This window comes from Streptomyces sp. NPDC014727, assembly GCF_043083485.1.
GTDB lineage: Bacteria > Actinomycetota > Actinomycetes > Streptomycetales > Streptomycetaceae > Streptomyces.
In genome coordinates, this window is record NZ_JBIBYR010000002.1 from 118,803 (window position 1) to 140,860 (window position 22,058).

A 22,058-nucleotide genomic window follows, 5' to 3' on the forward strand; every position below is an offset into this window, starting at 1 on the left:
TGCTCCGGCAGGCGGGGAGGCGGCTCCCGTCCCCGTATGCCCTCATGGGGTGCCGTCGCGGAGGTGCGGGCGGCACGCGCGGCCATCCGGCCGGGGTCGGTTCGCCGGCCGACGCTCCCGGTGGTGACCGGCGCATGCTCGGCCGACGGTCCCGACACCGACGGTCCCGACACCGATGGTCCCGGCGCCGATGGTCCCGGCGCCGATGGTCCCGACACTGATGGTCCCGGCGCCCTGGGGGGACGACAGGCCGTACCGCCGTGCCGCGCGGCTGGCGGCGCGGCGGTACGGTGACCTCGTAGCGGCTCCCCTGACGGCCGGTCCCGCACGGCAGGTGTGCCGCCTGAAACGGGAACGGCGCCCGGCGAACATGTCCCACGTGTGATTTCCCCCTCCCCGCCCACCGCGAAACGGCGGGTTGCGGGATGCTGTCGATAACGTTCGTTCACATCCCCGGCCCTTCAGGCACGGGAGACGCATGTGGAGGCAGTGATGGGTGTGACCGGTCCTATCCGTGTGGTGGTGGCCAAGCCGGGCCTCGACGGCCATGATCGCGGGGCCAAGGTGATCGCGCGGGCGCTGCGCGACGCCGGTATGGAGGTCATCTACACCGGGCTCCACCAGACGCCGGAGCAGATCGTGGACACCGCGATCCAGGAGGACGCCGACGCGATCGGCCTGTCGATCCTCTCCGGTGCGCACAACACGCTCTTCGCCAAGGTGATCGAGCTGCTGAAGGAGCGCGAGGCGGAGGACATCAAGGTCTTCGGCGGCGGCATCATCCCGGAGGCGGACATCGCGCCGCTGAAGGACCAGGGCGTCGCGGAGATCTTCACCCCGGGTGCGACGACGGCGTCGATCGTCGACTGGGTCAATGCGAACGTCCGGCACCCCGCGGAGGCCTGACCCTTCCCACCACGAGGCAGCGGGCCGCTCGGCCCGCCTGCCCGGGGTGGTGTGCCCGGCTGCCCCGGCCCCCGGCCGGGTGATGCCCGGACCCGGGGTGACGTCCGGACCCGGGTGCAGGCCGACGGCCCCCTCCCGCGCCGTGCACAGGTGCCGGGCCCCTGCCTCCCCGGCCCACGCACAGACCGTCGTAGTTCCTCGACCCCCTCAGCCCGGTATCAGCTCCACGTCCATCGTCGCGCGCAGCCGCAATGTGGAGACCAGACGTTGGAACGCCTCCGACCAGTAGCCGTTCGCGCCCGGTGAGGCGTCTTCCGGTTCGTCCGGGGTGGTGGTGAGGATTTCGAGACGGTCCGCCTCGGCCGGGTTCAAGCAGCGTTCGGCGAGGCCCATCACACCGCTGAAGCTCCAGGGGTAGCTGCCCGCGTCCCGGGCGATGTCCAGGGCGTCGACGACCGAGCGGCCGAGCGGCTCGGCCCACGGCGTGGGACAGACCCCGAGCAACTGGAACGCCTCGGACAGCCCGTGCGCCGCGATGAAGCCGGCCACCCATTCGCCCCGTTCGGATGCGGGAAGTACCGCGAGGAGCTTCGACCGCTCGGCGAGCGACGCCGTACCGGGGCCGTGCGACGGGGGGACGGAGGGGGAGCCGAGCAGCGCGCGGGCCCACTCCGGATCCCGCTGCCGCACCGCCGCCCGGCACCATGCCGCGTGGAGCTCCTCCGTCCAGCCGTCGGCCACCGGCAGGGCGACCACCTCCTGCGCGGTACAGCCACCGAATCGCGCGGGCCAGGTGGCCAGCGGTGCGGCCTCCACCAACTGGCCCAGCCACCAAGACCGTTCGCCCCGGCCGGACGGCGGCACCGCCACCACTCCGTCGCGCTCCATCGCCGCGTCGCACTCGTGCGGGGCCTCCACGGCGACGGAGGCGGCGTCATCCGTGAGGTCCGGACTCACACAGGACATCGCGCGGGCCGCCATCCGTCGGGCGAACGCCGACTCCGGCAGCGCGGACAGCAGTTCGGCGGCCGTCGAGCGGACATTGCGGCTGCGGTCGGAGAGGGCCTGTTCCAGGAAGGGCTCGTCCACCGCGGACAGTCCCGTGCGCAGAGAATCGAGGAACATCAGCCGGTCCTCGGCGCGCTCGGTCGTCCATGTGGTGCCGAGCAGCGCGAGCGCCTCGGCCGGATCGTGCGAGCGTACGGCCCCGAGCAGGGCGACCCGTTCGGCGAAGAGGCCCTCTTGCCAGAGCCGGGAGACCGCTTCCGGATCCGTGACGTCGGGCAGCGACGAGCCGCTGGGCGAGCCGCGCAGCGCGAACTTCCACTCGGGGTTCAGTCCGGCCAGCCACAACCCGCGCGGTCCGGCGAAGGCCAGTGCCTGAGGCCGCAGATCGGTGCGGGACCTGGCCGCGTCCAGCAGGGGCGGGAGCAGCGCGGGCGGTGCCCCGTAGCCGTGCCGGCTGGCGGTGGCCAGCCACTGCGGGATCAGCTCCATGAGATCGGGCGCCGTGCCTCGCCGGCCGCCCGAGCCGCCCGATGCCGAACGGTCTGTGAGGAGTTGGGCCAGTCTGCGCCGGGCGGCCTGAGGCAGCGGCGGGCGGGGATCGGCGGGCGCCGGGCGGGGACGGGCGGCCGCGGCGGCGGGCAGCAGCCCCGCCCTGCGCCGAACGGTGTGGAGCGCCGCCGCGTCCAGCAGTCCGACCGGCCCGGCCCCTCCCTCCGGGGGGCGGCGGTCGGTGCCGAGGAGCGCCGAGGTGACGAGCTCCTCCCATGGCATGTCCGTGACGGTCGGTGGCATGGCTGTGGTGGTGCGGGGCGAGGCTGTGGTGGTGCGAGGCATGGGTCCCCCTTCGAATCCGATGTCAGATGAGCGGCACGGTTTCGGACGTCGTCGCGGCGGTGCTGATCTCGGCGCCGCCGGTCCCGGCACCGTCGGCATCCGTGTCCGTGGCCCAGGCCGTGAACGGGTCGAAGCCCCGGTGGCCGCATGCGCCGAAGACCGTGACCGGGGAGCCGCCGGAGAGCGCGACGAGCTTCCACAGGCCGGGCCTGGACAGCGCCGCCGGGGTGAGGGGCAGAGCTGCGTCCCCCGTCGCGTCCACCAGTTGCCACCCGTTCCCGGACGGCACGGGTATGACATCGCGCAGCGTCACCGGCCAGGAGTCCAGCCAGGGATCGTTGTGCAGCGCGTCCCCGTACGCACCGATCGCGGTCGCCACCGTGCCGCCTGTCGGTGGCGAACCGGCCGATGACGGGACACCGAACTGCCGGCCCAGCTCCGCCCTCAGCCGGCCGGTGCCCGGATAGGGCGTGACCTCGGCATCGATCGTGACGCCCACCGGCAGTGCCAGAGCGGGGGAGCGCCCGGCCGCCCCGAAGGAGAGCAGGAACGCCATGCGGCCCGATTCCTTCCCGTACAGCCAGATCCGGCGCGTGACGAGCTTGCCGTCCGGGGCGTCGTACTGGGCGAGGACCAGCCAGTGGTCGCGGACCGTCGGGCCCTCGGCGGGGGCCGTCAGCCCCACGCGTGTGCGGACCGTGGCCGCCAGTGGCTCCGGCAGCCGGTCGATGCGCAGCCATGCGCTGTCCAGCAGATGGAGCAGCGCGCACTCCTCCAGCAGTCGCACCGGCCAGCCCGGTCCGGACGCCGGTACGGCACCCAACTCCCTCACCCGTGAGGCCAGACCGGGAGCCTGGGCGTCGATCATGCGGGCGGCCGTCTCCTCCCACAGCCCGTACCCCGACTGATCGGCCGCCGCCAGACCGCCGCGCAGCAGATCCCCCAGCCGCTGCTCCAGCTCCTGCGCACCGCCGGTGATCCGTTCGGCCCGGCGCTCGGCACGCCGCCGGACGGCCTCCGGATCGGCCGGTCCGGTGGCCGGGGTGCCGCCCGCCGCAGACCCGGCCTTCTCCCCGTTCTTCTTGTCCTCATCGCGACTGCGACGGCCCGTCAGCCACTCACCGGCCCAGTCCGGGACCCCGCCCGCGGGCAGGGCCGATTCGCCGGACGCCCAGACCAGCAGCAGGCCCAACGCGTGCTTGCACGGGAACTTCCGGCTGGGACAACTGCACGTGTACGCAGGGCCGGTGGTGTCGACCACGGTCTGATACGGCTTGCTCCCGCTTCCTCTGCACAGCCCCCACACCGCGCCCGAACCGTCACACCCGGCGCCCGACCACGGTCCGGCCGAACCGAGCTTGCTCCCCGCCCTGCGTGATGCCTCGTCAGGAGCCAGGGCCAGGACCTGCTCCACCGTCCAGCGCGCTGCCGGGTCGGCCGCGCGCAAGGGTTCTCCCCCGTGAGATAGCAGCATGGGAACGACGGTAGAGCGCGCCACTGACAATCCTTCTGACCTGCTGATTCGTCGTCATGCGCACCACTTGACTTTACTGTCCCTTTGCGATTCGCTGCGAGCTCGCACACTCGGATCCGGGGGGATCAACCGATGAGCCATGTCGTCCGCAACATCCGTCACGCCGGCACCGTGCGCACTGCCGTCTGCGCAGCCGTCGTCCTCGGCCTCGCCATGGGCCTCGGCGCCTGCTCCGAGACCGTCGACCAGGTGGACAAGGCCGTCGACGACACCTACGAGGTCACGTACGAGGTCACCGGCACGAACGTCGACGAGATCCAGTTCCACGGGGGCGGGGGCAAGGCCATGGAACCGAAGATCGAGACGGTCGAGTCCCCCACCCTGCCGTGGCGGAAGACCGTCACATTGCGCGGAATCATGCCGCCCGCCGTCATGCCGGTCGCCCTGGACGAGGACGGGGCCGAGGTGGCCTGCTCGATCACGTACAAGGGCAAGGTCATCAAGAAGGCCGAAGGCAAGGGCCTTCTCACCGCGGGCGGTTGCGTCGCGGTCTCGCCGGTGGCGGGCTGAACTCCGCCCCGAAGCGGCCGAATCGGTCCTGACCTGCGGTCGGGACCGATTGTCAGTGCCATGGTGCACGGTGGGAACCACATCAGGTCGACCGATCTGGAGGGGGATCCATGACCGTGTCCGAAACCACCGCAGCCGTGGCCGCGCAGGCACTGCGACCGCATGCCGAGGACGCCTTCGCCCACGAGCTGAAGGCCCTCGCCGCGGCCGACGACCGCCCGCGGCCCGCGCGTTGGCGGCTTTCGCCGTGGGCCGTCGCCACCTACCTGCTCGGCGGCACCCTGTCCGACGGCACGGTGATCACACCCAAGTACGTCGGTCCGCGCCGCCTCGTCGAGGTCGCCGTGACCACGCTCGCCACCGACCGGGCCCTGCTGCTCCTCGGCGTTCCCGGCACCGCCAAGACCTGGGTGTCCGAGCATCTCGCGGCCGCCGTCAGCGGTGATTCGACGCTGCTCGTCCAGGGCACGGCCGGTACCCCGGAGGAGGCCGTCCGCTACGGCTGGAACTACGCGCAACTGCTCGCGCACGGGCCCAGCCGGGACGCCCTGGTGCCCAGCCCGCTCATGCGCGCCATGTCCGGAGGCATGACCGCGCGGATCGAGGAGCTCACCCGGATCCCCGCCGATGTGCAGGACTCGCTCATCACGATCCTGTCGGAGAAGACCCTCCCCGTCCCGGAACTGGGGCAGGAGGTCCAGGCGGTCCGCGGATTCAACGTCATCGCCACCGCCAACGACCGCGACCGCGGAGTCAACGAGCTGTCCAGCGCGTTGCGCCGCCGGTTCAACACCGTGGTGCTTCCGTTGCCGGCCACCCCCGACGCGGAGGTCGACATCGTGTCCCGGCGCGTCGATCAGATCGGGCGCTCGCTCGACCTCCCGGCCGCACCCGACGGCACGGCCGAGATCCGGCGTGTCGTCACGGTCTTCCGCGAACTGCGCGACGGCGTCACCACCGACGGGCGTACCAAACTCAAATCCCCCTCGGGGACGCTGTCGACGGCCGAGGCGATCTCCGTCGTCACCAACGGCCTCGCGCTGGCCGCGCACTTCGGCGACGGCGTGCTGCGCCCCGGTGACGTGGCGGCGGGCATCCTCGGCGCGGTCGTCCGCGACCCCGCGGCCGACCGGGTGATCTGGCAGGAGTACCTGGAGACCGTGGTCCGTGAGCGGGACGGGTGGAAGGACTTCTACCGCGCCTGCCGCGAGGTGTCCGTATGACCCGGGCCGCGCGTCCTGCCGGACCGCTGCTGCTGGGGGTGCGGCACCACGGGCCCGGTTCGGCCCGCGCCGTCCGCGCGGCCCTGGAAGCCGCCCGCCCGGAGGCCGTGCTCATCGAGGGTCCCCCGGAGGGTGACGCACTGCTGCCGCTGGCCGCCGACGAGCGGATGCGGCCGCCGGTCGCGCTCCTCGCCCACGCCGTGGACGACCCCGGGCGGGCGGCGTTCTGGCCACTGGCGGCGTTCTCGCCCGAGTGGGTCGCGATCCGCTGGGCGCTGGCGCACGACGTGCCGGTCCGTTTCATCGACCTGCCCGCCGCCAACTCACTGGCCATGACACAGGCCAAGGAGCACCGAGCGGGCCACGACGGCGAGGGGGACGAGAACGGAGACGGGAACGAGGGCGGGAAGGGGGCGGCGGACACGGGCGCGGACCCGGCGGCGGGCACGGGCGGCCCGCCCGCACCCGCACCGGTCGACCCCATCGGCGTGCTGGCCGAGACGGCCGGTTACGACGATCCGGAGTGCTGGTGGGAGGACGTCGTCGAACACCGCGCCCGGGACGGCGCGGCCACCGATCCGCGGGCACCGTTCGCCGTGCTCGCCGAGGCGATGACTGCCCTGCGCGAGGTGTACGGGGACGGCGGCCATCCCCGCGACACCGTCCGGGAGGCGTACATGCGCCTCCAACTGCGCAAGGCGGTGAAGGAGTTCGGCGAGGACGTCGCGGTCGTCTGCGGCGCCTGGCACGTGCCCGCGCTCGGTGCGAAGACCACGCTCGCCGCCGACAGGGCCCTGCTCAAGGGGCTGCCCAAGGTCAAGGCCGAGCTGACCTGGGTCCCCTGGTCGCACCGTCGGCTCGCCCGGCACAGCGGATACGGAGCGGGCATCGACTCACCCGGCTGGTACGGGCACCTCTTCGACGCCGCCGACCGTCCGGTCGAACGGTGGATGACCAAGGTCGCCGGGCTCCTTCGCGACGAGGACCGGTTCGTCTCGTCCGCCCATGTCATCGAGGCCGTCCGGCTCGCCGAGGCCCTCGCCGTCATGCGGGGCCGCCCGCTCGCCGGTCTGGGCGAGACGACCGACGCCATCCGGGCCGTGATGTGCGAAGGCTCCGATGTGCCGCTCGCGCTCGTGCAGAACCGGCTGATCGTCGGCGAGACACTCGGTGAAGTGCCGGACACCGCCCCCGCCGTGCCCCTGCAACGCGACCTCACCCGACAGCAGCGCACGCTCCGGCTCAAACCGGAGTCGCTGGAGCGGGAGTTGGAGCTCGACCTGCGCAAGGACACCGACGCGGCCCGCAGCCGGCTGCTCCACCGGCTGCGGATCCTCGCCGTCGGCTGGGGCGAGCCCGCCGCAGGCCGGGCGAGCACCGGCACGTTCCGGGAGAGCTGGCGGCTGCGCTGGGAACCCGAGCTGTACGTGCACGTCGCGGAGGCCGGGACCTGGGGCACCACCGTGCTCTCCGCCGCGACCGCCAGGGCCGAGTCCCGGGCCGCCTCGGCGACCACGCTCGCCGAGGTCACCGCCCTGGCCGAGCACTGCCTCCTCGCGGAACTGCCCGACGCACTCCCCGTGGTGATGAGGGTCCTCGCCGACCGCGCCGCGCTCGACGCCGACGTCGGTCATCTCGCCGACGCCCTTCCCGCGCTGGCCCGCACCCTGCGCTACGGGGACGTGCGGTCCACGGACACGGCGGCGCTCGGCGGGGTCGCGACCGGGCTCGCCGAACGGATCTGCGTCGGACTGCCGCCCGCGTGCACCGGACTCGATGCCGACGGTGCCGCCGAACTGCGCCGCCGGGTCGACGGTGTGCACTCCGCGATCGGGCTGCTCACGGGGGCCGTCGGGGCGGATGCCGCCGGGGCCGGGCTGCGTGCGCGCTGGACCGCCGTACTGCACGGGCTCGCTGCCCGGGACACGGTCGCGGGCGTCATCCGGGGCCGTGCGGCCCGGCTGCTGCTCGACGAAGGACGGCTCGCGGAGGACGACGCGGCACGGCTGATGGGCCTGGCCCTCTCGCCCGGCACACCCCCGGCCGAGGCCGCCGCCTGGATCGAGGGGTTCGTCGGCGGGGCCGCAGGGGGCGGCATGCTCCTCGTCCACGACGAGCGGCTGCTCGGCCTGGTCGACGACTGGCTCACCGAGGTTCCCGCCGACACCTTCGCCGATGTACTGCCCCTGCTGCGCCGCACCTTCTCGGCGTACGAGGCGGGCGTACGGCGCACGCTGGGTGAACTGGTACGGCGCGGGCCCGCCGGCGGGGGACCGACAGCCACCGGTACCGGCACGACGACGCCCGGCTTCGGCCCCGGACTCGACACGGACCGGGCCGACGCGGTGGTACCGGTGCTGCGCCTGATGCTCGGTCCGGGCTCCGGCACCGGTCCGGACCCGGGCGGCGTCGACCCGCGCGAGGGGGACGAAAGGAACGAGAGAGTCGAGAACGCCAAGGAACCGCTGGGGGCGACAGGATGACCACGGACACGGCCGGCACCGCACCGCACCCGGCCCCCGGCTCGCCGTCCGGCGGCCCGGCGAACGACGAACGGCTGCGCCGGTGGCGGCTGGTCCTGGGCGGCGACAGCGCCGAGAGCACCGGCCGCACCCTCACCGGACGCGACGCGGCGATGGACGGCGCACTCAACGCGCTGTACGGCGGCGGGGCGGATCCCGGCGGCCGGGGCGGGAACAGCCGCTCGGCGGGGCTCGGGGCCTCCGCCCCCTCGGTCGCCCGCTGGCTCGGAGACATCCGCACCTACTTCCCCAGCTCCGTGGTCCAGGTCATGCAGCGTGACGCGATCGACCGACTCGGGCTCGCCGCCCTGCTTCTCGAACCGGAGATGCTGGAGGCCGTCGAGGCGGACGTCCACCTCGTCGGGACGCTCCTCTCGCTCAACAAGGCCATGCCCGAGACGACGAAGGAGACCGCAAGAGCGGTCGTGCGCAAGGTCGTCGACGATCTGGAGAAGCGGCTGGCCACCCGCACCCGGGCCACACTCACCGGCGCGCTGGACCGTTCGGCCAGGATCAACCGCCCGCGCCACCACGACATCGACTGGGACCGCACCATCCGGGCCAACCTCAAGAACTACCTCCCCGAGTACGGCACCGTCGTCCCCGAGCGGCTCATCGGCTACGGACGGGCCGCACAGTCGGTGAAGAAGGACGTCATCCTCTGCATCGACCAGTCCGGGTCGATGGCGGCCTCGGTCGTCCACGCCTCCGTCTTCGGCGCGGTGCTCGCCTCCATGCGCACCCTGCGCACCAGGCTCGTCGTCTTCGACACGGCCGTGGTCGACCTCACCGACCAGCTCGACGACCCCGTCGACGTACTCTTCGGCACCCAACTCGGCGGCGGGACCGACATCAACCGGGCGCTCGCCTACTGCCAGTCGAAGATCACCCGCCCCGCCGACACCGTCGTCGTGCTCATCAGCGACCTCTACGAGGGCGGCATACGCAACGAGATGCTGAAGCGGGTCGCCGCGATGAAGGCCTCCGGCGTGCAGTTCGTGACGCTGCTCGCACTGTCCGACGAGGGGGCGCCCGCCTACGACCGGGACCACGCGGCGGCCCTCGGGTCCCTGGGCGCACCCGCGTTCGCATGCACCCCTGATCTCTTCCCGGAGGTGATGGCGGCGGCCATCGAGAAGAGGCCGCTGCCCGTACCGGACAAGCAGACCCTTCAGTGACGAGAGGCGGCACCGACGAGGGCGGGGGCCGGCACGGCCGCCGGGCCGGCCGACCGGGCCGAGGCGGATCGGTACGAGGCGGCGGGCGTGGCGGACACGGTCACCGGCACGCTCCATGACGCCATCGGCCGGCACGGTGTACGGGAGCCACAGGACCGTTCGCGTTCGACAGGGCGGCCGTGGCCGGCTGTCCGGAGAACACCCGACCGGCTGCTCCGGGACCACCCGACCGGCTGGTCCCGAGGCTCCTGCCCGCAGACATCGCGGCCGAGCCGTTCTGTCCACTGCGACTCGGCCGCGGGCCGGATCTGTGACCGTAATCACCGCTCAGGCGCGTTCTGCGATTTAGGGTCCTGCGGAGCGCGGGGATAACCTGCGAGATGGACATGCCGCGTACCCCGGGTCACCGTGTGCGCCTTCCTAGTGACAGAGCAGTCACGTTGCCCCTCGCGGCACGCCCACGCAGAAAACGAACCGCGAGACCATTTGATTAAGGGACGGACGCGCGTGGACCTGTTCGAGTACCAGGCGAGGGACCTCTTCGCCAAGCACGGTGTACCGGTGCTGGCCGGTGAAGTCATCGACACGCCTGAGGCAGCCCGCGAGGCGACCGAGCGGCTGGGCGGCAAGTCGGTCGTCAAGGCGCAGGTGAAGGTCGGCGGCCGCGGCAAGGCCGGCGGCGTCAAGCTGGCCGCCACCCCCGACGAGGCGGTCGCCCGCGCGACCGACATCCTCGGCATGGACATCAAGGGCCACACGGTCCACAAGGTGATGATCGCCGAGACCGCGCCGGAGATTCTTGAGGAGTACTACGTCTCGTACCTCCTCGACCGCACCAACCGCACCTTCCTGGCCATGGCCTCGGTGCAGGGCGGCATGGACATCGAGGAGGTCGCGGCGAAGACCCCCGAGGCCCTCGCGAAGGTCCCGGTCGACTCCAACACCGGTGTCACGATCGAGAAGGCCCGCGAGATCGTCGCCCAGGCGAAGTTCCCGGCCGAGGTGGCCGAGAAGGTCGCCGAGGTCATGGTGACGCTGTGGGACACCTTCGTCGCCGAGGACGCGCTCCTCGTCGAGGTCAACCCGCTCGCCAAGGTCGCCTCCGGCGACGTCCTGGCGCTGGACGGCAAGGTGTCTCTCGACGAGAACGCCGACTTCCGTCAGCCCGAGCACGAGGCTCTGGAGGACAAGGCCGCAGCCAACCCGCTCGAGGCTGCCGCCAAGGCCAAGAACCTCAACTACGTCAAGCTCGACGGCGAGGTCGGCATCATCGGCAACGGCGCCGGTCTGGTCATGTCGACCCTGGACGTCGTCGCGTACGCCGGTGAGAACCACGGCAACGTGAAGCCCGCCAACTTCCTCGACATCGGTGGCGGCGCCTCCGCCGAGGTCATGGCGAACGGCCTGGAGATCATCCTCGGCGACCCGGACGTCAAGTCCGTCTTCGTCAACGTCTTCGGCGGCATCACCGCGTGCGACGAGGTCGCCAACGGCATCGTCCAGGCTCTTGCGCTGCTCAAGAGCAAGGGCGAAGAGGTCACCAAGCCGCTGGTCGTGCGCCTCGACGGCAACAACGCGGAGCTGGGTCGCAAGATCCTTTCCGACGCCAACCACCCGCTGGTGCAGCGTGTGGACACCATGGACGGCGCGGCCGACAAGGCCGCCGAGCTCGCCGCGGCTGCGAAGTAAGGGACGAGGGACTCCAACACCATGGCTATCTTCCTCACCAAGGACAGCAAGGTCATCGTCCAGGGGATGACCGGTGCCACCGGCATGAAGCACACCAAGCTCATGCTCGGTGACGGCACCAACATCGTCGGCGGCGTGAACCCGCGCAAGGCCGGCACGACCGTCGACTTCGACGGCACCGAGGTACCCGTCTTCGGCTCCGTCGCCGAGGCGATGGAGAAGACCGGCGCGAACGTGTCGGTTCTCTTCGTGCCGCCGGCCTTCGCCAAGGCCGCCGTCGTCGAGGCGATCGACGCCGAGATCCCGCTCGCCGTCGTGATCACCGAGGGCATCGCCGTCCACGACTCCGCCGCCTTCTGGGCGTACGCGGGCTCGAAGGGCAACAAGACCCGGATCATCGGCCCGAACTGCCCCGGCCTGATCACCCCCGGTCAGTCCAACGCCGGCATCATCCCGGGCGACATCACCAAGCCCGGCCGCATCGGTCTCGTGTCCAAGTCCGGCACGCTGACCTACCAGATGATGTACGAGCTCCGTGACATCGGCTTCTCCTCCGCCGTCGGCATCGGTGGCGACCCGGTCATCGGCACGACGCACATCGACGCCCTCGCGGCGTTCGAGGCCGACCCCGAGACCGACCTGATCGTCATGATCGGTGAGATCGGCGGCGACGCCGAGGAGCGTGCGGCCGACTTCATCAAGGCCAACGTCACCAAGCCGGTCGTCGGTTACGTCGCGGGCTTCACCGCCCCCGAGGGCAAGACCATGGGCCACGCCGGCGCCATCGTCTCCGGCTCCTCCGGCACCGCGCAGGCGAAGAAGGAGGCCCTTGAGGCCGCCGGCGTCAAGGTCGGCAAGACGCCGACCGAGACCGCCAAGCTGGCGCGCGAGATCCTCGGCGCCTGATCGCCTCACCGCGTCGGAGCAGCACCGCAGCATCGCGTCACCGCACAGACGTCGCGGGCCCGTACCCCCGCACAGGGATACGGGCCCGCGACGTTTCCTGCTCTCTGCCGCCCCTCGCGCGGCCCGCCGGTTCCCGCGTTCAGCCGACTCGGGGGACCAGCCGGCCCGGACCCTGGACGAGTTCGCCGAGCAGTTGCTTCTGCAGCTGCAGGTCCTGCGGCGTGAGCTTCTGCGGGCCGCTGCGTGGCGGCACCCCGCCGACCTGCCGAGCGGGTGACTCCGGGGTCTCGTACCGCGTCGGGGCCGTCGCCAGAGTGAACAGCGTCAGACCGATGATCAGCGCAGTGAAGGAAACGGCTGCCCTGGTCCACAGCTGGGCCCTGCGCTCGCTGTTCGTACGGATCACGCCGGGTGAGGGGAGCGGGGCGGGGGCCCGGGTCAGGGCGAGCGCACCGAGCCGCTGGTGCAGGAGTGCCGACTGCTCGCCGGGCGAGGAGTGTTCCGCCAGCTCGGGCAGCCGCTCGGCGACCGCGGCACGCGCGTTCATCAGCCTGCTCGCCGCCGCCGGGGTGCTGGCCTCCGTCTCCGCGGCGGTCTCCGGCAGTCCCAGGCCGACACCGTCGTACAGCAGCAGGGTCCGACGGTACGACGGCGGCAGGGCGAGCAGCGCGTCGAGCAGCGCGCGCGCACCGGGTTCGGCGGGCGGCGGGTCGATGCGGCGGTGCGTGCGGCGCAGCCGGTGCCAGGGCGATGTCGCGTACTCGTAGGCGGCGACGCGCACCCAGCCGACCGGATCGCGGTCCACCGCGACCTCGGGCCACCGTTCCCAGGCCAGCGCGAAGGCCTGTGCGACGGACTCCTGGGAGAGGCCGCTGCGCCCGGTCAGCAGAAACGTCTGGTGCAGGAGGGTGGCGGCGCAATGCGCGTACAGGGCATCGAACGCCTCGGCAGCCGCCCCGGGCGCCTCGACCGCCTCGGGCGATTCATCGGCGCCGCGTGTTTCAGGTGCGACATGGGCGGCAGGTGCGGCCGGCACCGCAGATCCGTTGCCCGCGCCGGACGCGCCGGACGCGCCGGACGTGCCTGACGTGCCGGGTGTGCCCGATGTTCCGGGCGGGCCGGACAGATCGGGGGTGGTGCCGGGCTCGGTCGGGGCCATGGCGGTGCTCCCGGTGGCTGCGACGGGGGTCGGCGGGCGGGACGACGGAGGGGACGGCGGAGAAGGCGTCACCGGCTCGGACAGTCTCCCGACCGTCGTCGGTGTCACCGGCCGGGCCGCCCGTTCGGTGGCGGCCTTCGGCCGGGTGCTCGTGGTGGTGGGCTTGTTCCGGGTACTCGCGGGCGTGGCCCGGGAGCCTCTCCGGCTGCCGCCGATCAGCCTGGCGTAGGCCTCACGCCTGCGTCCCCGGGGCGTGGCGCGGCCCCGTTCCCAGTCGCGGACCGTGGCCCGGGTGACGCCCACCGCCGTCGCGACCTGCTCTTCACTCAACGACTTCGCCTCACGCAGCCTGCGGCGCTCCTTGGGGGCGGGAAGCGGATGTGCGGTGGTCGCATCGGTCGAGCTCTGCGTCATGAATGACCCCCCGAGGGCCTACGTCGGGTGGAAAAGTACATAAACGCATATTGAGCGACACAGCGGGTGTTCGCCTGTTACGCGAAATAAGCGCGTGTCGTTGGCAGCATTGCGGTGTGACCCAAGTGACCGAAGGCAGCCCCTCGTTGCCGGCCGAGCGGAGCAGGTCCGCCGTTCTGGCCTTCGCCTTCCTGCGTGGAGCGCTGGCCGCCGGGCTGGGGCTGGGCGGGCTCACCGTGCTCGTCATGGTGCTGTGGATCAGCTCCCCGGCCCCCGACAACGGCCCCGGTGAGGCTCTTCACGCATCGGCGGGACTCTGGCTGCTCGCCCATGGTGCGGAGCTGATCAGAGCCGACACCCTCAGCGGAGTCCCCGCCCCGGTCGGCCTCGTCCCGCTGCTGCTCGCCGTGGTGCCGGTGTGGCTGGTGCACCGTGCGGCCCGGGACACCCTGGAGGTCGACGAGGGGCGTCAGGCACCCTCGGCGGCGGGCGCGTTCGCCATGATCATCAGCGGATATCTGCTGATCGGGGCCGCCGTCGCGCTCTATGCGCGGGGTGGTTCGCTGTCCGTGCACGCGGCGTCGCTGCTCTTCCCTTCGGCCATTGTGGTGGCCGGCGCGGCGGCGGCCGGGATCTGGACGGCTTGCGGGCGTCCCCTCGGTCCGCCGCCGTCCTGGGCGCCGGTGCGGGTGCACGAGGAGCTGGCGCGTTCCCGGTTCAGGGAGCGCGTCGACACGGTCGCCCGGTCGGCCGCGGCCGGGGTGGCGATGCTGCTCGGCGGCGGGGCGCTGCTCGTCGCGGTGTCGCTGGTCTGGCACGCGCAGCCGGCGCAGCAGTCGTTCATCCAGCTCTCCGGCGACTTTGCCGGCCGGGTCTCGGTGCTGCTGCTCGCGCTGGTCCTGGTGCCGAACGCCGCGGTCTGGGGCGCCGCCTACGGGCTCGGGCCGGGCTTCGCCCTCGGCACGGCGTCCACGGTCACCCCGCTCGCCTTCACCGGGCGTCCGGCGCGGCCCGTCTTCCCGCTGCTCGCCGCGGTGCCGGACCAGGGCCCGGCGACATTCCTGAACTGGGCGGCCGTGGCGGTGCCGGTCGCGGCCGGGGTGACGGTCGCCTGGTTCACGGTACGACGGGCCGCACCCGCCGATGCCGGGCGGGAGGAGGCGTGGAGTCCCGGGGAGACCGCGCTGTCGGCCGGGCTGGCGGCGCTCGGGTGCGGGGTCGGTACGGCGGCGCTGGCCGGGGCCGCGGGGGGACCGCTCGGCACCGGGGCGCTGGCTCAGTTCGGCCCGGTGTGGTGGCTGACGGGTGCGGCGGCCCTGGCATGGACGGCGGTGCTCGGTGTCCCCGGGGCCCTGCTGCTGCGGGCCTGGCGGCTGCGGGCCTGGCGGCTGCGGGGGAGCCCCGGGGGGTGGTGGTCGCGACGGCGCGCGGAGCGGGCGGCGGCAAAGGCGCAGGCGGTCGCTGGACAGGCATCTGCGGAGGTGCCGGAGCAACTGCCCGGACCGGGAGCGGCGCCGGTGGCCGTACGCGCCTCCGGGAGGGTGTCCACCGCGACGGCGTCCCCTGGGGCGGCGTCCCCCGTGGCCGGGACGGACGAGGACTCGGAGCCGTACGACTTCCTGCCGAGCGATCCCTGGCACGAACGGACGGCCCGGCCCGGGGAGGCGGGGCCGTCCGGACATCCCTGAGGTGTCCTGAGGGCCGGCGGACACCGGCGGGTGTCAGTTCTTGACGCCGAAGAAGGGCTCCAGCGGCTTCGGCAGCAGGTCGTTGCAGGCCAGCTGGCCGGACTTGGTCAGGGCGTCGTTCACACAGGTGTAGTAGTCGCGGTAGACCAGCTGCACCGTGAACGTCGTCGCCACGATCGAGAGCGCGAGCAGTGCCGTCACCAGGCCGCTGACCGCGGCCGTGGTCTGCTGCCTGCCATAGCCCGGAGCGGGGGCGCCGGGCGCGGATCCGGGCGCGGGGGGTGCCGGAACATGCCCGGAGCCGGAGCCCTGAAGGGGACCGGCGGCCGGTGTGCCGGACGGAGCGGCCGGCCCGGCCGCTCCGGCGGGGCCGGCCGGTGCGGACGCGCCCTTCGGCTTGGCCCGGAGCGCGCTGATCGACCAGTACAGGGCGAGCGCGCCGAGCAGCAGGGCGATCTCCGGGAAGTCGAAGAGCGCGAAGAAGAAGGCCCACATGCCGCAGAGCAGCGAGTAGCGCGCGCGGCGCTGGGCGGGGTCGGTCGGGTCCCAGCGCGCTCCGCCCGGCTTGCCCTCGGGGCCACCCGGACCGTTCGGCCCGCCCTGGCCTCCGGGGCGACCGCCGAAGTCGCCGCTCTGGCGACCGGGCTGCCGGCTGCTCCACTGGCTGCCCCAGACCGGCCGTTCGTCGGGGGAGCCGTCCTCGGGCGCCCCGTCGCCGTTGCCCCTGCCGCCGTTCCCGTCCCCGTTGCCGTTGCCGTTCCCGGCGTTCGAGGGGTGGCGGGGCTGCCAGGGCTGGTCGGGCCGGTTCGCCGGCGGTGCGGCGAACGGGTTGTCGTCCGCGGGGCCCGTGGACCCCGACGAGCCGGAGGAATCAGAAGAAGAGGCAGGGCCCGTGGGCGACTGGCGCTCCCGCAGCAGTAGCGAGGTCCGCGCGGGCAGCGGGTGGCGGAAGGCGGTGCGGCGGCGTCGGTCCGGCATATGGTGAACGTCTTCCCCATCTCGTCATTTCCGCCCTGTGGACGGTTCCCTGTCCCCTGACGCTACCTCCCGGCCAGGAGGGGCCGAAAGCTGGGAGCCGCTGCGCCGGACGGTGGTACGTGCCACGCGGGCCCTCCGGAGCTTCCTCGCCCCTCCCTACCGCTCCCCACGACCTGCCCGTGATCGGCCCGCGGCCCCTCACCCCCGTCCCGCAGAGGGTCCCGGAGGTGCCGGTATCGTTGCTGGCGGTCGGCTCGTTCGTAGAGTTCCCCGTATCGAGGGGTTCGGTTCATTCGTACGACCATACAAATCAGCGCCACTCTGCTTCACCACGCGAGAAAGGGCCCAGCCGTGGCCTCCCCGCCCCCCTCCGCCGCCCCGGCCCGCCTGGTCGTGCTGGTGTCCGGCTCAGGAACGAACCTCCAAGCCCTGCTCGACGCCATCGGTGACGATCCCGAGGGCTTCGGCGCGCAGGTCGTCGCGGTCGGCGCCGACCGCTGCGGAATCGTCGGCCTGGAACGGGCGGAGCGCGCCGGGCTGCCGACCTTCGTGTGCAGGGTCAAGGACCACGCCACCCGCGAGGAGTGGGACGCGGCGCTGGCGGCAGCCACGGCCGAGCACCACCCGGACCTCGTGGTGTCCGCGGGGTTCATGAAGATCGTGGGCAAGGAATTCCTCGCCCGGTTCGGCGGCCGGTTCATCAACACCCACCCCGCCCTGCTCCCCAGCTTTCCCGGTGCCCATGGGGTGCGTGACGCGCTCGCGTACGGCGTGAAGGTCACCGGGTGCACCGTCCACTTCGTCGACGACGGTGTCGACACCGGTCCGATCATCGCGCAGGGCGTGGTCGAGGTGACCGAAGCGGACACGGCGGAGGGCGAGGCCGCCCTCCATGAACGCATCAAGGAAGTCGAGCGCAAGCTGCTCGTCGAGGCCGTGGGGCGGCTCGCCCGCGACGGCTATCGCATTGAGGGACGAAAGGTTCATCTCGGTCATGTCGGTGAATAAGCCCATCCGCCGCGCCCTGGTCAGTGTCTACGACAAGACAGGGCTCGAAGACCTCGCCCGCGGTCTGCACGAGGCGGGTGTCGAGCTCGTCTCCACCGGCTCCACCGCCGGGAGGATCGCCGCCGCCGGGGTGCCGGTCACCAAGGTCGAGGAGCTCACCGGCTTCCCCGAGTGCCTCGACGGCCGCGTCAAGACGCTGCACCCGCGCGTCCACGCGGGCATCCTCGCCGACCTGCGCCTGGACACCCACCGCGAGCAGCTCGCGGAGCTGGGCGTCGAGCCCTTCGACCTCGTCGTCGTCAACCTGTACCCGTTCAAGGAGACCGTCGCCTCCGGTGCCTCCGACGACGAGTGCGTGGAGCAGATCGACATCGGCGGCCCGTCCATGGTCCGCGCCGCCGCGAAGAACCACCCGTCCGTGGCCGTCGTCACCAGCCCCGCGCGGTACGGCGACGTCCTCGCTGCCGTCAGCGCGGGCGGCTTCGACCTGAACGCCCGCAAGCGCCTGGCCGCCGAGGCGTTCCAGCACACCGCCGCGTACGACGTGGCCGTGGCCTCCTGGTTCGCGGACGGCTACGCCGCCGCCGACGACTCGGGCTTCCCCGACTTCTTCGGTGCGACGTACGAGCGCAAGAACGTCCTGCGGTACGGCGAGAACCCGCACCAGCCCGCCGCGCTCTACACCTCGGGCACCGGTGGCCTGGCCGAGGCGGAGCAGCTGCACGGCAAGGAGATGTCGTACAACAACTACACGGACACCGACGCCGCGCGCCGGGCCGCGTACGACCACGCCGAGCCGTGCGTCGCGATCATCAAGCACGCCAACCCGTGCGGCATCGCGATCGCCGACGACGTCGCCGAGGCGCACCGCAACGCGCACGCCTGCGACCCGCTGTCGGCGTTCGGCGGCGTCATCGCCGTCAACCGTCCGGTGACCGTCGCCATGGCCGAGCAGGTCGCGGAGATCTTCACCGAGGTCATCGTCGCCCCGGCGTACGAGGACGGTGCCGTCGAGGTGCTCGCCCGCAAGAAGAACATCCGCGTGCTGCGCTGCCCCGACGCCCCGTCCGCCGAGGTCGAGGTCAAGCCGATCGACGGCGGCGCGCTGCTTCAGGTGACCGACCGCCTCCAGGCCGAGGGCGACGACCCGGCCAATTGGACGCTGGCCACGGGTGAGGCGCTCTCCGCCGACGAGCTCAAGGAGCTCGCCTTCGCGTGGAAGGCGTGCCGCGCGGTCAAGTCCAACGCGATCCTGCTCGCCAAGGGCGGTGCCTCGGTCGGCGTCGGCATGGGCCAGGTCAACCGGGTCGACTCCGCGAAGCTGGCCGTCGAGCGGGCGGGCGAGGAGCGGGCGAGGGGCGCGTACGCAGCCTCCGACGCGTTCTTCCCGTTCCCGGACGGGCTGGAGATCCTCACCGCTGCCGGCATCAGGGCCGTGGCCCAGCCGGGCGGTTCGGTCCGTGACGAACTGGTCGTCGAGGCCGCGAAGAAGGCGGGCGTGACGATGTACTTCACGGGTACGCGGCACTTCTTCCACTGACGGTTCCCCAGCGCGAAGGGCCGGAACTCCCCCGAGGAGTTCCGGCCCTTCGCGTGCGGCATGCCGGGTGCACCGGCCCCGCTTCGCCGGCCGGGTGCGTTCCCCGGGCCGGTGGAGAGGCCGAAGGCCGTGGATCGGCACGAACGTGGATCCACGGCCTTCTCATCCGCTCGCGTCCGAGCGGGGTGGGCCGACCGGATGCGGACGGACCCGTGTGCGGCGCGGCTCAGGGACGCGGACGCTGGAACCAGGCGGCGCCGTCCTGCTTGGCGCAGAAGACGATGATCATGATGCCCAGCGCGATGCTGATGAGCGAGAAGACGTTCGCGCCCAGCAGGCTGATGAGGCTGAACAGCGTGGTCACCGAGCCGTACACGATGGCGGAGATGCGGATGCCGTTGCCACCGGTGGTGAACTTGGCAGCCGTCAGGATCGCCCAGAGGGCGAAGGCGAGGATGAAGATGCCGACGACGACCATGACGCCCATCCCGATGCCGGCCGCCTTGTCGGAGTCGCTGCCGTAGGTCGAGGTGTCGGAGAGCTGCTTGCTGATCCACGCACCGGCGACGATGGCGAGCACGGCACCGAGGGCCTGGAAGCCACCGAGGATGTAGAGCATGATGCGGGCCGCCTTGACGCCGCCCGGCATCTCGGTGGGGCCGCCGGGGTAGCCGTAGCCCGCGGGGGCCTGCGGGTAGCCGTAACCCGGCTGTCCGCCCTGCGGGGACTGCTGCGGATAGCCGTACCCCGGCTGCCCGCCCTGCTGCTGGCCGTAGGGGTTGTTCGGGTCGCCGAAGCTCATGGCGAGATTCCTCCGTTGAAAAAATGGGGACGACGCGGTCCGGGCGGAGGAAACATGCGCAATGAGTACGGCCTGTCCCCCCGACACTGTCCGCGGTACTGCGCGGCTCATCGTGGTCTTGACGTCGGCTTTATGTCCAGTCAATTGCCGAATATGTTGTCCAAGCGCAACCTGACGGCCATCGGCGCCGCCCGGAATTGGTATGCGGGCGGGGTCATCCGCGAGTATGGGGACATGACTGCCCAGATTCTCGATGGCAAGGCCACCGCAGCCGCGATCAAGTCCGATCTCACCGTCCGCGTGGCGGCCCTCAAGGCGCAGGGCATCACCCCCGGCCTGGGAACCCTGCTCGTCGGGGACGACCCGGGCAGCCGGTGGTACGTGAACGGCAAGCACCGCGACTGCGCCCAGGTCGGCATCGGCTCGATCCAGCGCGAACTCCCCGACACCGCCACCCAGGAGGACATCGAGGACGTCGTACGGGAGCTCAACGCCGACCCCGCGTGCACGGGCTACATCGTGCAGCTTCCCCTCCCCAAGGGGATCGACACCAATCGCGTCCTGGAGCTGATGGATCCGGCCAAGGACGCCGACGGTCTCCACCCGATGAACCTCGGCCGTCTGGTGCTGAACGAGACGGGTCCGCTGCCCTGCACCCCGCAGGGTGTCGTCCAGCTGCTCCGCCACCACGACGTGGAGATCAACGGGGCGCATGTCGTGGTCGTCGGCCGCGGTGTCACCATCGGCCGCTCGATCCCGCTGCTGCTGACCCGCAAGTCCGAGAACGCCACCGTCACCCAGTGCCACACCGGTACGCGTGACCTCTCCGCCCAGCTCAGGCAGGCCGACATCATCGTCGCCGCCGCCGGTGTTCCGCACATCATCAAGCCCGAGGACGTGAAGCCGGGCGCGGCCGTGCTCGACGTCGGCGTCAGCCGGGACGAGCACGGCAAGATCGTCGGGGACGTCCACCCGGGCGTCGCCGAGGTCGCCGCCTGGATCTCCCCGAACCCGGGCGGCGTCGGCCCGATGACCCGCGCCCAGCTGCTCGTCAACGTGGTCGAGGCGGCCGAGCGCGACGCGGCCGCCGCGGTCTGAGCCGACCGACCCGATCCGGAAGGAAGCCCATGGGTGCTGGTACGAGTCCGGCCGACCCGGCCGCCGAGGCGGACCGGAAGTCTCGTGAGAGCGCTGCTTCCAAGGGCGCTGCCCGTGAGGGCGCGGCCGCACGAGGCCCCGCCGACGCCGACGCCGGCGCCGATGTGAACGCATCCGCCGGCTCGGCGGGCGGTGCGGATTCGAACTCGGGACCGGAGCCGGAGCCGGAGTCGGGCGCCGGCTCCCGCACGGGCTCCGGCAGCACCGGCCCGGACCGGAGTGAGGGTGTTCGCCCGCAGGCCGCCCCGAGCAAGGGGGAGCGTCCGTCGCGCAGGTTCCCCTCGTTCACCCGCGACACCGCGCGCCCCGAGGGCGGTGGCCGTGCCGCGTCCGGGGACGCCCCCGCACCGGCCCGGCAGTGGCCACTGCTCGCCGTGCTCTGCACGGCCGGGATCGGGCTGCTGATCGTGGCCGTCGACCCCTTCGCCGAGGCCTTCAGGATCGGCACGATTCTGATCGGGGCGGCCCTCATCGGGGGCGCCGTGCTGCGGCTCGTGGTCCCGTCGGTGGGCATGCTGGCGGTCCGTTCCCGCTTCACCGACCTGGTGACGTACGGGCTGCTCGGCTTCCTCATCGTGATGCTCGCACTGGTGGCACAGCCCAAGCCGTGGCTGGACATGCCGTTCCTGGAGGACGCGGTCCACTTCACGATCCGCTGAGTCGGCACGGCTGCCTGCCCGTCCGTCCGTCCGTCCGGCCGGCCGCGCCGCTCGCGGACGGTGTCCGTCCCCTCCCCCGAGAAGGGACGGACACCCGAGGGTGGGGGGCCGCCGGAGCGAAGTCGCCCCGGAATGTGACGACTTGAGCGGCCTTGCCCCCGTCCTGACTTCAGCCTGGTTGACGGCGAAGGGTGGTTCAAGGGAACCCTGTGGCCTGTGGCACGGAAGTGACCATTCCGCCACGGTGTGATGGTCCCGCAACGGTGCGGTCGGCCCGAGAAGGCCCACCATCGAGCGACCGCCTCCCGGGTGAGTGGGTACGGCCGGGTGAGCGCTGTGTGA

General features: G+C 72.3%; 17 protein-coding genes. 12 read left to right on the forward strand and 5 right to left on the reverse strand.

The genetic code is table 11. From position 1 onward, the window contains the following. The first annotated feature begins 492 nt into the window (after positions 1-492). Positions 493-906, forward strand: coding sequence for a cobalamin B12-binding domain-containing protein (locus tag ACF1B9_RS04175; RefSeq protein ID WP_266415302.1), 414 nt, complete (start codon positions 493-495; stop codon positions 904-906). A 207-nt stretch (positions 907-1,113) separates the two neighbouring features. On the opposite strand, the gene ACF1B9_RS04180 is transcribed toward ACF1B9_RS04175, so the two are convergent. Both ACF1B9_RS04180 and ACF1B9_RS04185 read right to left on the reverse strand, forming a co-directional pair. Beyond that, positions 1,114-2,748 (reverse strand): DUF5691 domain-containing protein, encoded by a 1,635-nt coding sequence (locus ACF1B9_RS04180; RefSeq protein ID WP_391738935.1) that lies wholly within the window; start codon positions 2,746-2,748, stop codon positions 1,114-1,116. A gap of 22 nt (positions 2,749-2,770) precedes the next feature. Then, positions 2,771-4,222 (reverse strand): SWIM zinc finger family protein, encoded by a 1,452-nt coding sequence (locus ACF1B9_RS04185; protein ID WP_391738936.1) that lies wholly within the window; start codon positions 4,220-4,222, stop codon positions 2,771-2,773. 132 nt (positions 4,223-4,354) lie between these two features. On the opposite strand from ACF1B9_RS04185, the gene ACF1B9_RS04190 reads away from it, so the two are divergent. The 6 genes from ACF1B9_RS04190 to sucD all read left to right on the forward strand — a co-directional run bounded on the left by ACF1B9_RS04190 (position 4,355) and on the right by sucD (position 12,310). Next, positions 4,355-4,792: a hypothetical protein gene (locus ACF1B9_RS04190; protein WP_391738937.1), complete on the forward strand. Its 438-nt coding sequence runs from the start codon at positions 4,355-4,357 to the stop codon at positions 4,790-4,792. Between the two features lie 110 nt (positions 4,793-4,902). After that, the gene (locus ACF1B9_RS04195; RefSeq protein WP_391738938.1) at positions 4,903-6,015 is read left to right on the forward strand and encodes an AAA family ATPase; all 1,113 of its coding nucleotides are present in this window, start codon (positions 4,903-4,905) and stop codon (positions 6,013-6,015) included. Then, positions 6,012-8,498 (forward strand): DUF5682 family protein, encoded by a 2,487-nt coding sequence (locus ACF1B9_RS04200; protein ID WP_391738939.1) that lies wholly within the window; start codon positions 6,012-6,014, stop codon positions 8,496-8,498. Before ACF1B9_RS04195 ends, ACF1B9_RS04200 begins: the two co-directional genes overlap by 4 nt. After that, positions 8,495-9,715: a vWA domain-containing protein gene (locus ACF1B9_RS04205; protein WP_391738940.1), complete on the forward strand. Its 1,221-nt coding sequence runs from the start codon at positions 8,495-8,497 to the stop codon at positions 9,713-9,715. The genes ACF1B9_RS04200 and ACF1B9_RS04205 overlap by 4 nt, the downstream gene beginning before the upstream one ends. A gap of 507 nt (positions 9,716-10,222) precedes the next feature. Beyond that, positions 10,223-11,404, forward strand: coding sequence for an ADP-forming succinate--CoA ligase subunit beta (sucC, locus tag ACF1B9_RS04210; RefSeq protein WP_351074458.1), 1,182 nt, complete (start codon positions 10,223-10,225; stop codon positions 11,402-11,404). A 21-nt stretch (positions 11,405-11,425) separates the two neighbouring features. Further along, the gene (gene sucD, locus ACF1B9_RS04215) at positions 11,426-12,310 is read left to right on the forward strand and encodes a succinate--CoA ligase subunit alpha (RefSeq protein ID WP_391738942.1); all 885 of its coding nucleotides are present in this window, start codon (positions 11,426-11,428) and stop codon (positions 12,308-12,310) included. Positions 12,311-12,449: 139 nt separating this feature from the next. Here sucD and ACF1B9_RS04220 read toward each other — a convergent pair whose 3' ends face one another. Beyond that, on the reverse strand, positions 12,450-13,883 hold the full coding sequence (locus ACF1B9_RS04220) for a sigma factor-like helix-turn-helix DNA-binding protein (protein ID WP_391738943.1): 1,434 nt from the start codon (positions 13,881-13,883) through the stop codon (positions 12,450-12,452). A 125-nt stretch (positions 13,884-14,008) separates the two neighbouring features. Here ACF1B9_RS04220 and ACF1B9_RS04225 point away from each other — a divergent pair, with 125 nt between their 5' ends. Then, a complete protein-coding gene (locus tag ACF1B9_RS04225) occupies positions 14,009-15,571 on the forward strand; it encodes a DUF6350 family protein (RefSeq protein ID WP_391739319.1) in 1,563 nt (520 codons plus the stop codon). 33 nt (positions 15,572-15,604) lie between these two features. On the opposite strand, the gene ACF1B9_RS04230 is transcribed toward ACF1B9_RS04225, so the two are convergent. Further along, a complete protein-coding gene (locus ACF1B9_RS04230; RefSeq protein WP_391738944.1) occupies positions 15,605-16,549 on the reverse strand; it encodes a hypothetical protein in 945 nt (314 codons plus the stop codon). Positions 16,550-16,900: 351 nt separating this feature from the next. Between ACF1B9_RS04230 and purN the strand changes: the two genes are divergently transcribed. Together purN and purH are read left to right on the forward strand one after the other, a co-directional pair. Continuing rightward, on the forward strand, positions 16,901-17,557 hold the full coding sequence (purN, locus tag ACF1B9_RS04235) for a phosphoribosylglycinamide formyltransferase (RefSeq protein ID WP_391738946.1): 657 nt from the start codon (positions 16,901-16,903) through the stop codon (positions 17,555-17,557). Further along, entirely contained in the window at positions 17,544-19,097 is a 1,554-nt protein-coding gene (purH, locus tag ACF1B9_RS04240) for a bifunctional phosphoribosylaminoimidazolecarboxamide formyltransferase/IMP cyclohydrolase (RefSeq protein WP_391738948.1), read from the forward strand. Before purN ends, purH begins: the two co-directional genes overlap by 14 nt. A 226-nt stretch (positions 19,098-19,323) precedes the next feature. Here the strand turns inward: purH and ACF1B9_RS04245 are convergent, their stop codons facing one another. Then, entirely contained in the window at positions 19,324-19,899 is a 576-nt protein-coding gene (locus ACF1B9_RS04245) for a hypothetical protein (protein WP_391738949.1), read from the reverse strand. A gap of 234 nt (positions 19,900-20,133) precedes the next feature. Between ACF1B9_RS04245 and ACF1B9_RS04250 the strand changes: the two genes are divergently transcribed. Both ACF1B9_RS04250 and ACF1B9_RS04255 read left to right on the forward strand, forming a co-directional pair. Then, the gene (locus tag ACF1B9_RS04250) at positions 20,134-20,997 is read left to right on the forward strand and encodes a bifunctional methylenetetrahydrofolate dehydrogenase/methenyltetrahydrofolate cyclohydrolase (protein WP_391738951.1); all 864 of its coding nucleotides are present in this window, start codon (positions 20,134-20,136) and stop codon (positions 20,995-20,997) included. Between the two features lie 29 nt (positions 20,998-21,026). Then, entirely contained in the window at positions 21,027-21,716 is a 690-nt protein-coding gene (locus tag ACF1B9_RS04255) for a DUF3017 domain-containing protein (RefSeq protein WP_391738952.1), read from the forward strand. The last annotated feature ends 342 nt before the right edge of the window (positions 21,717-22,058 follow it).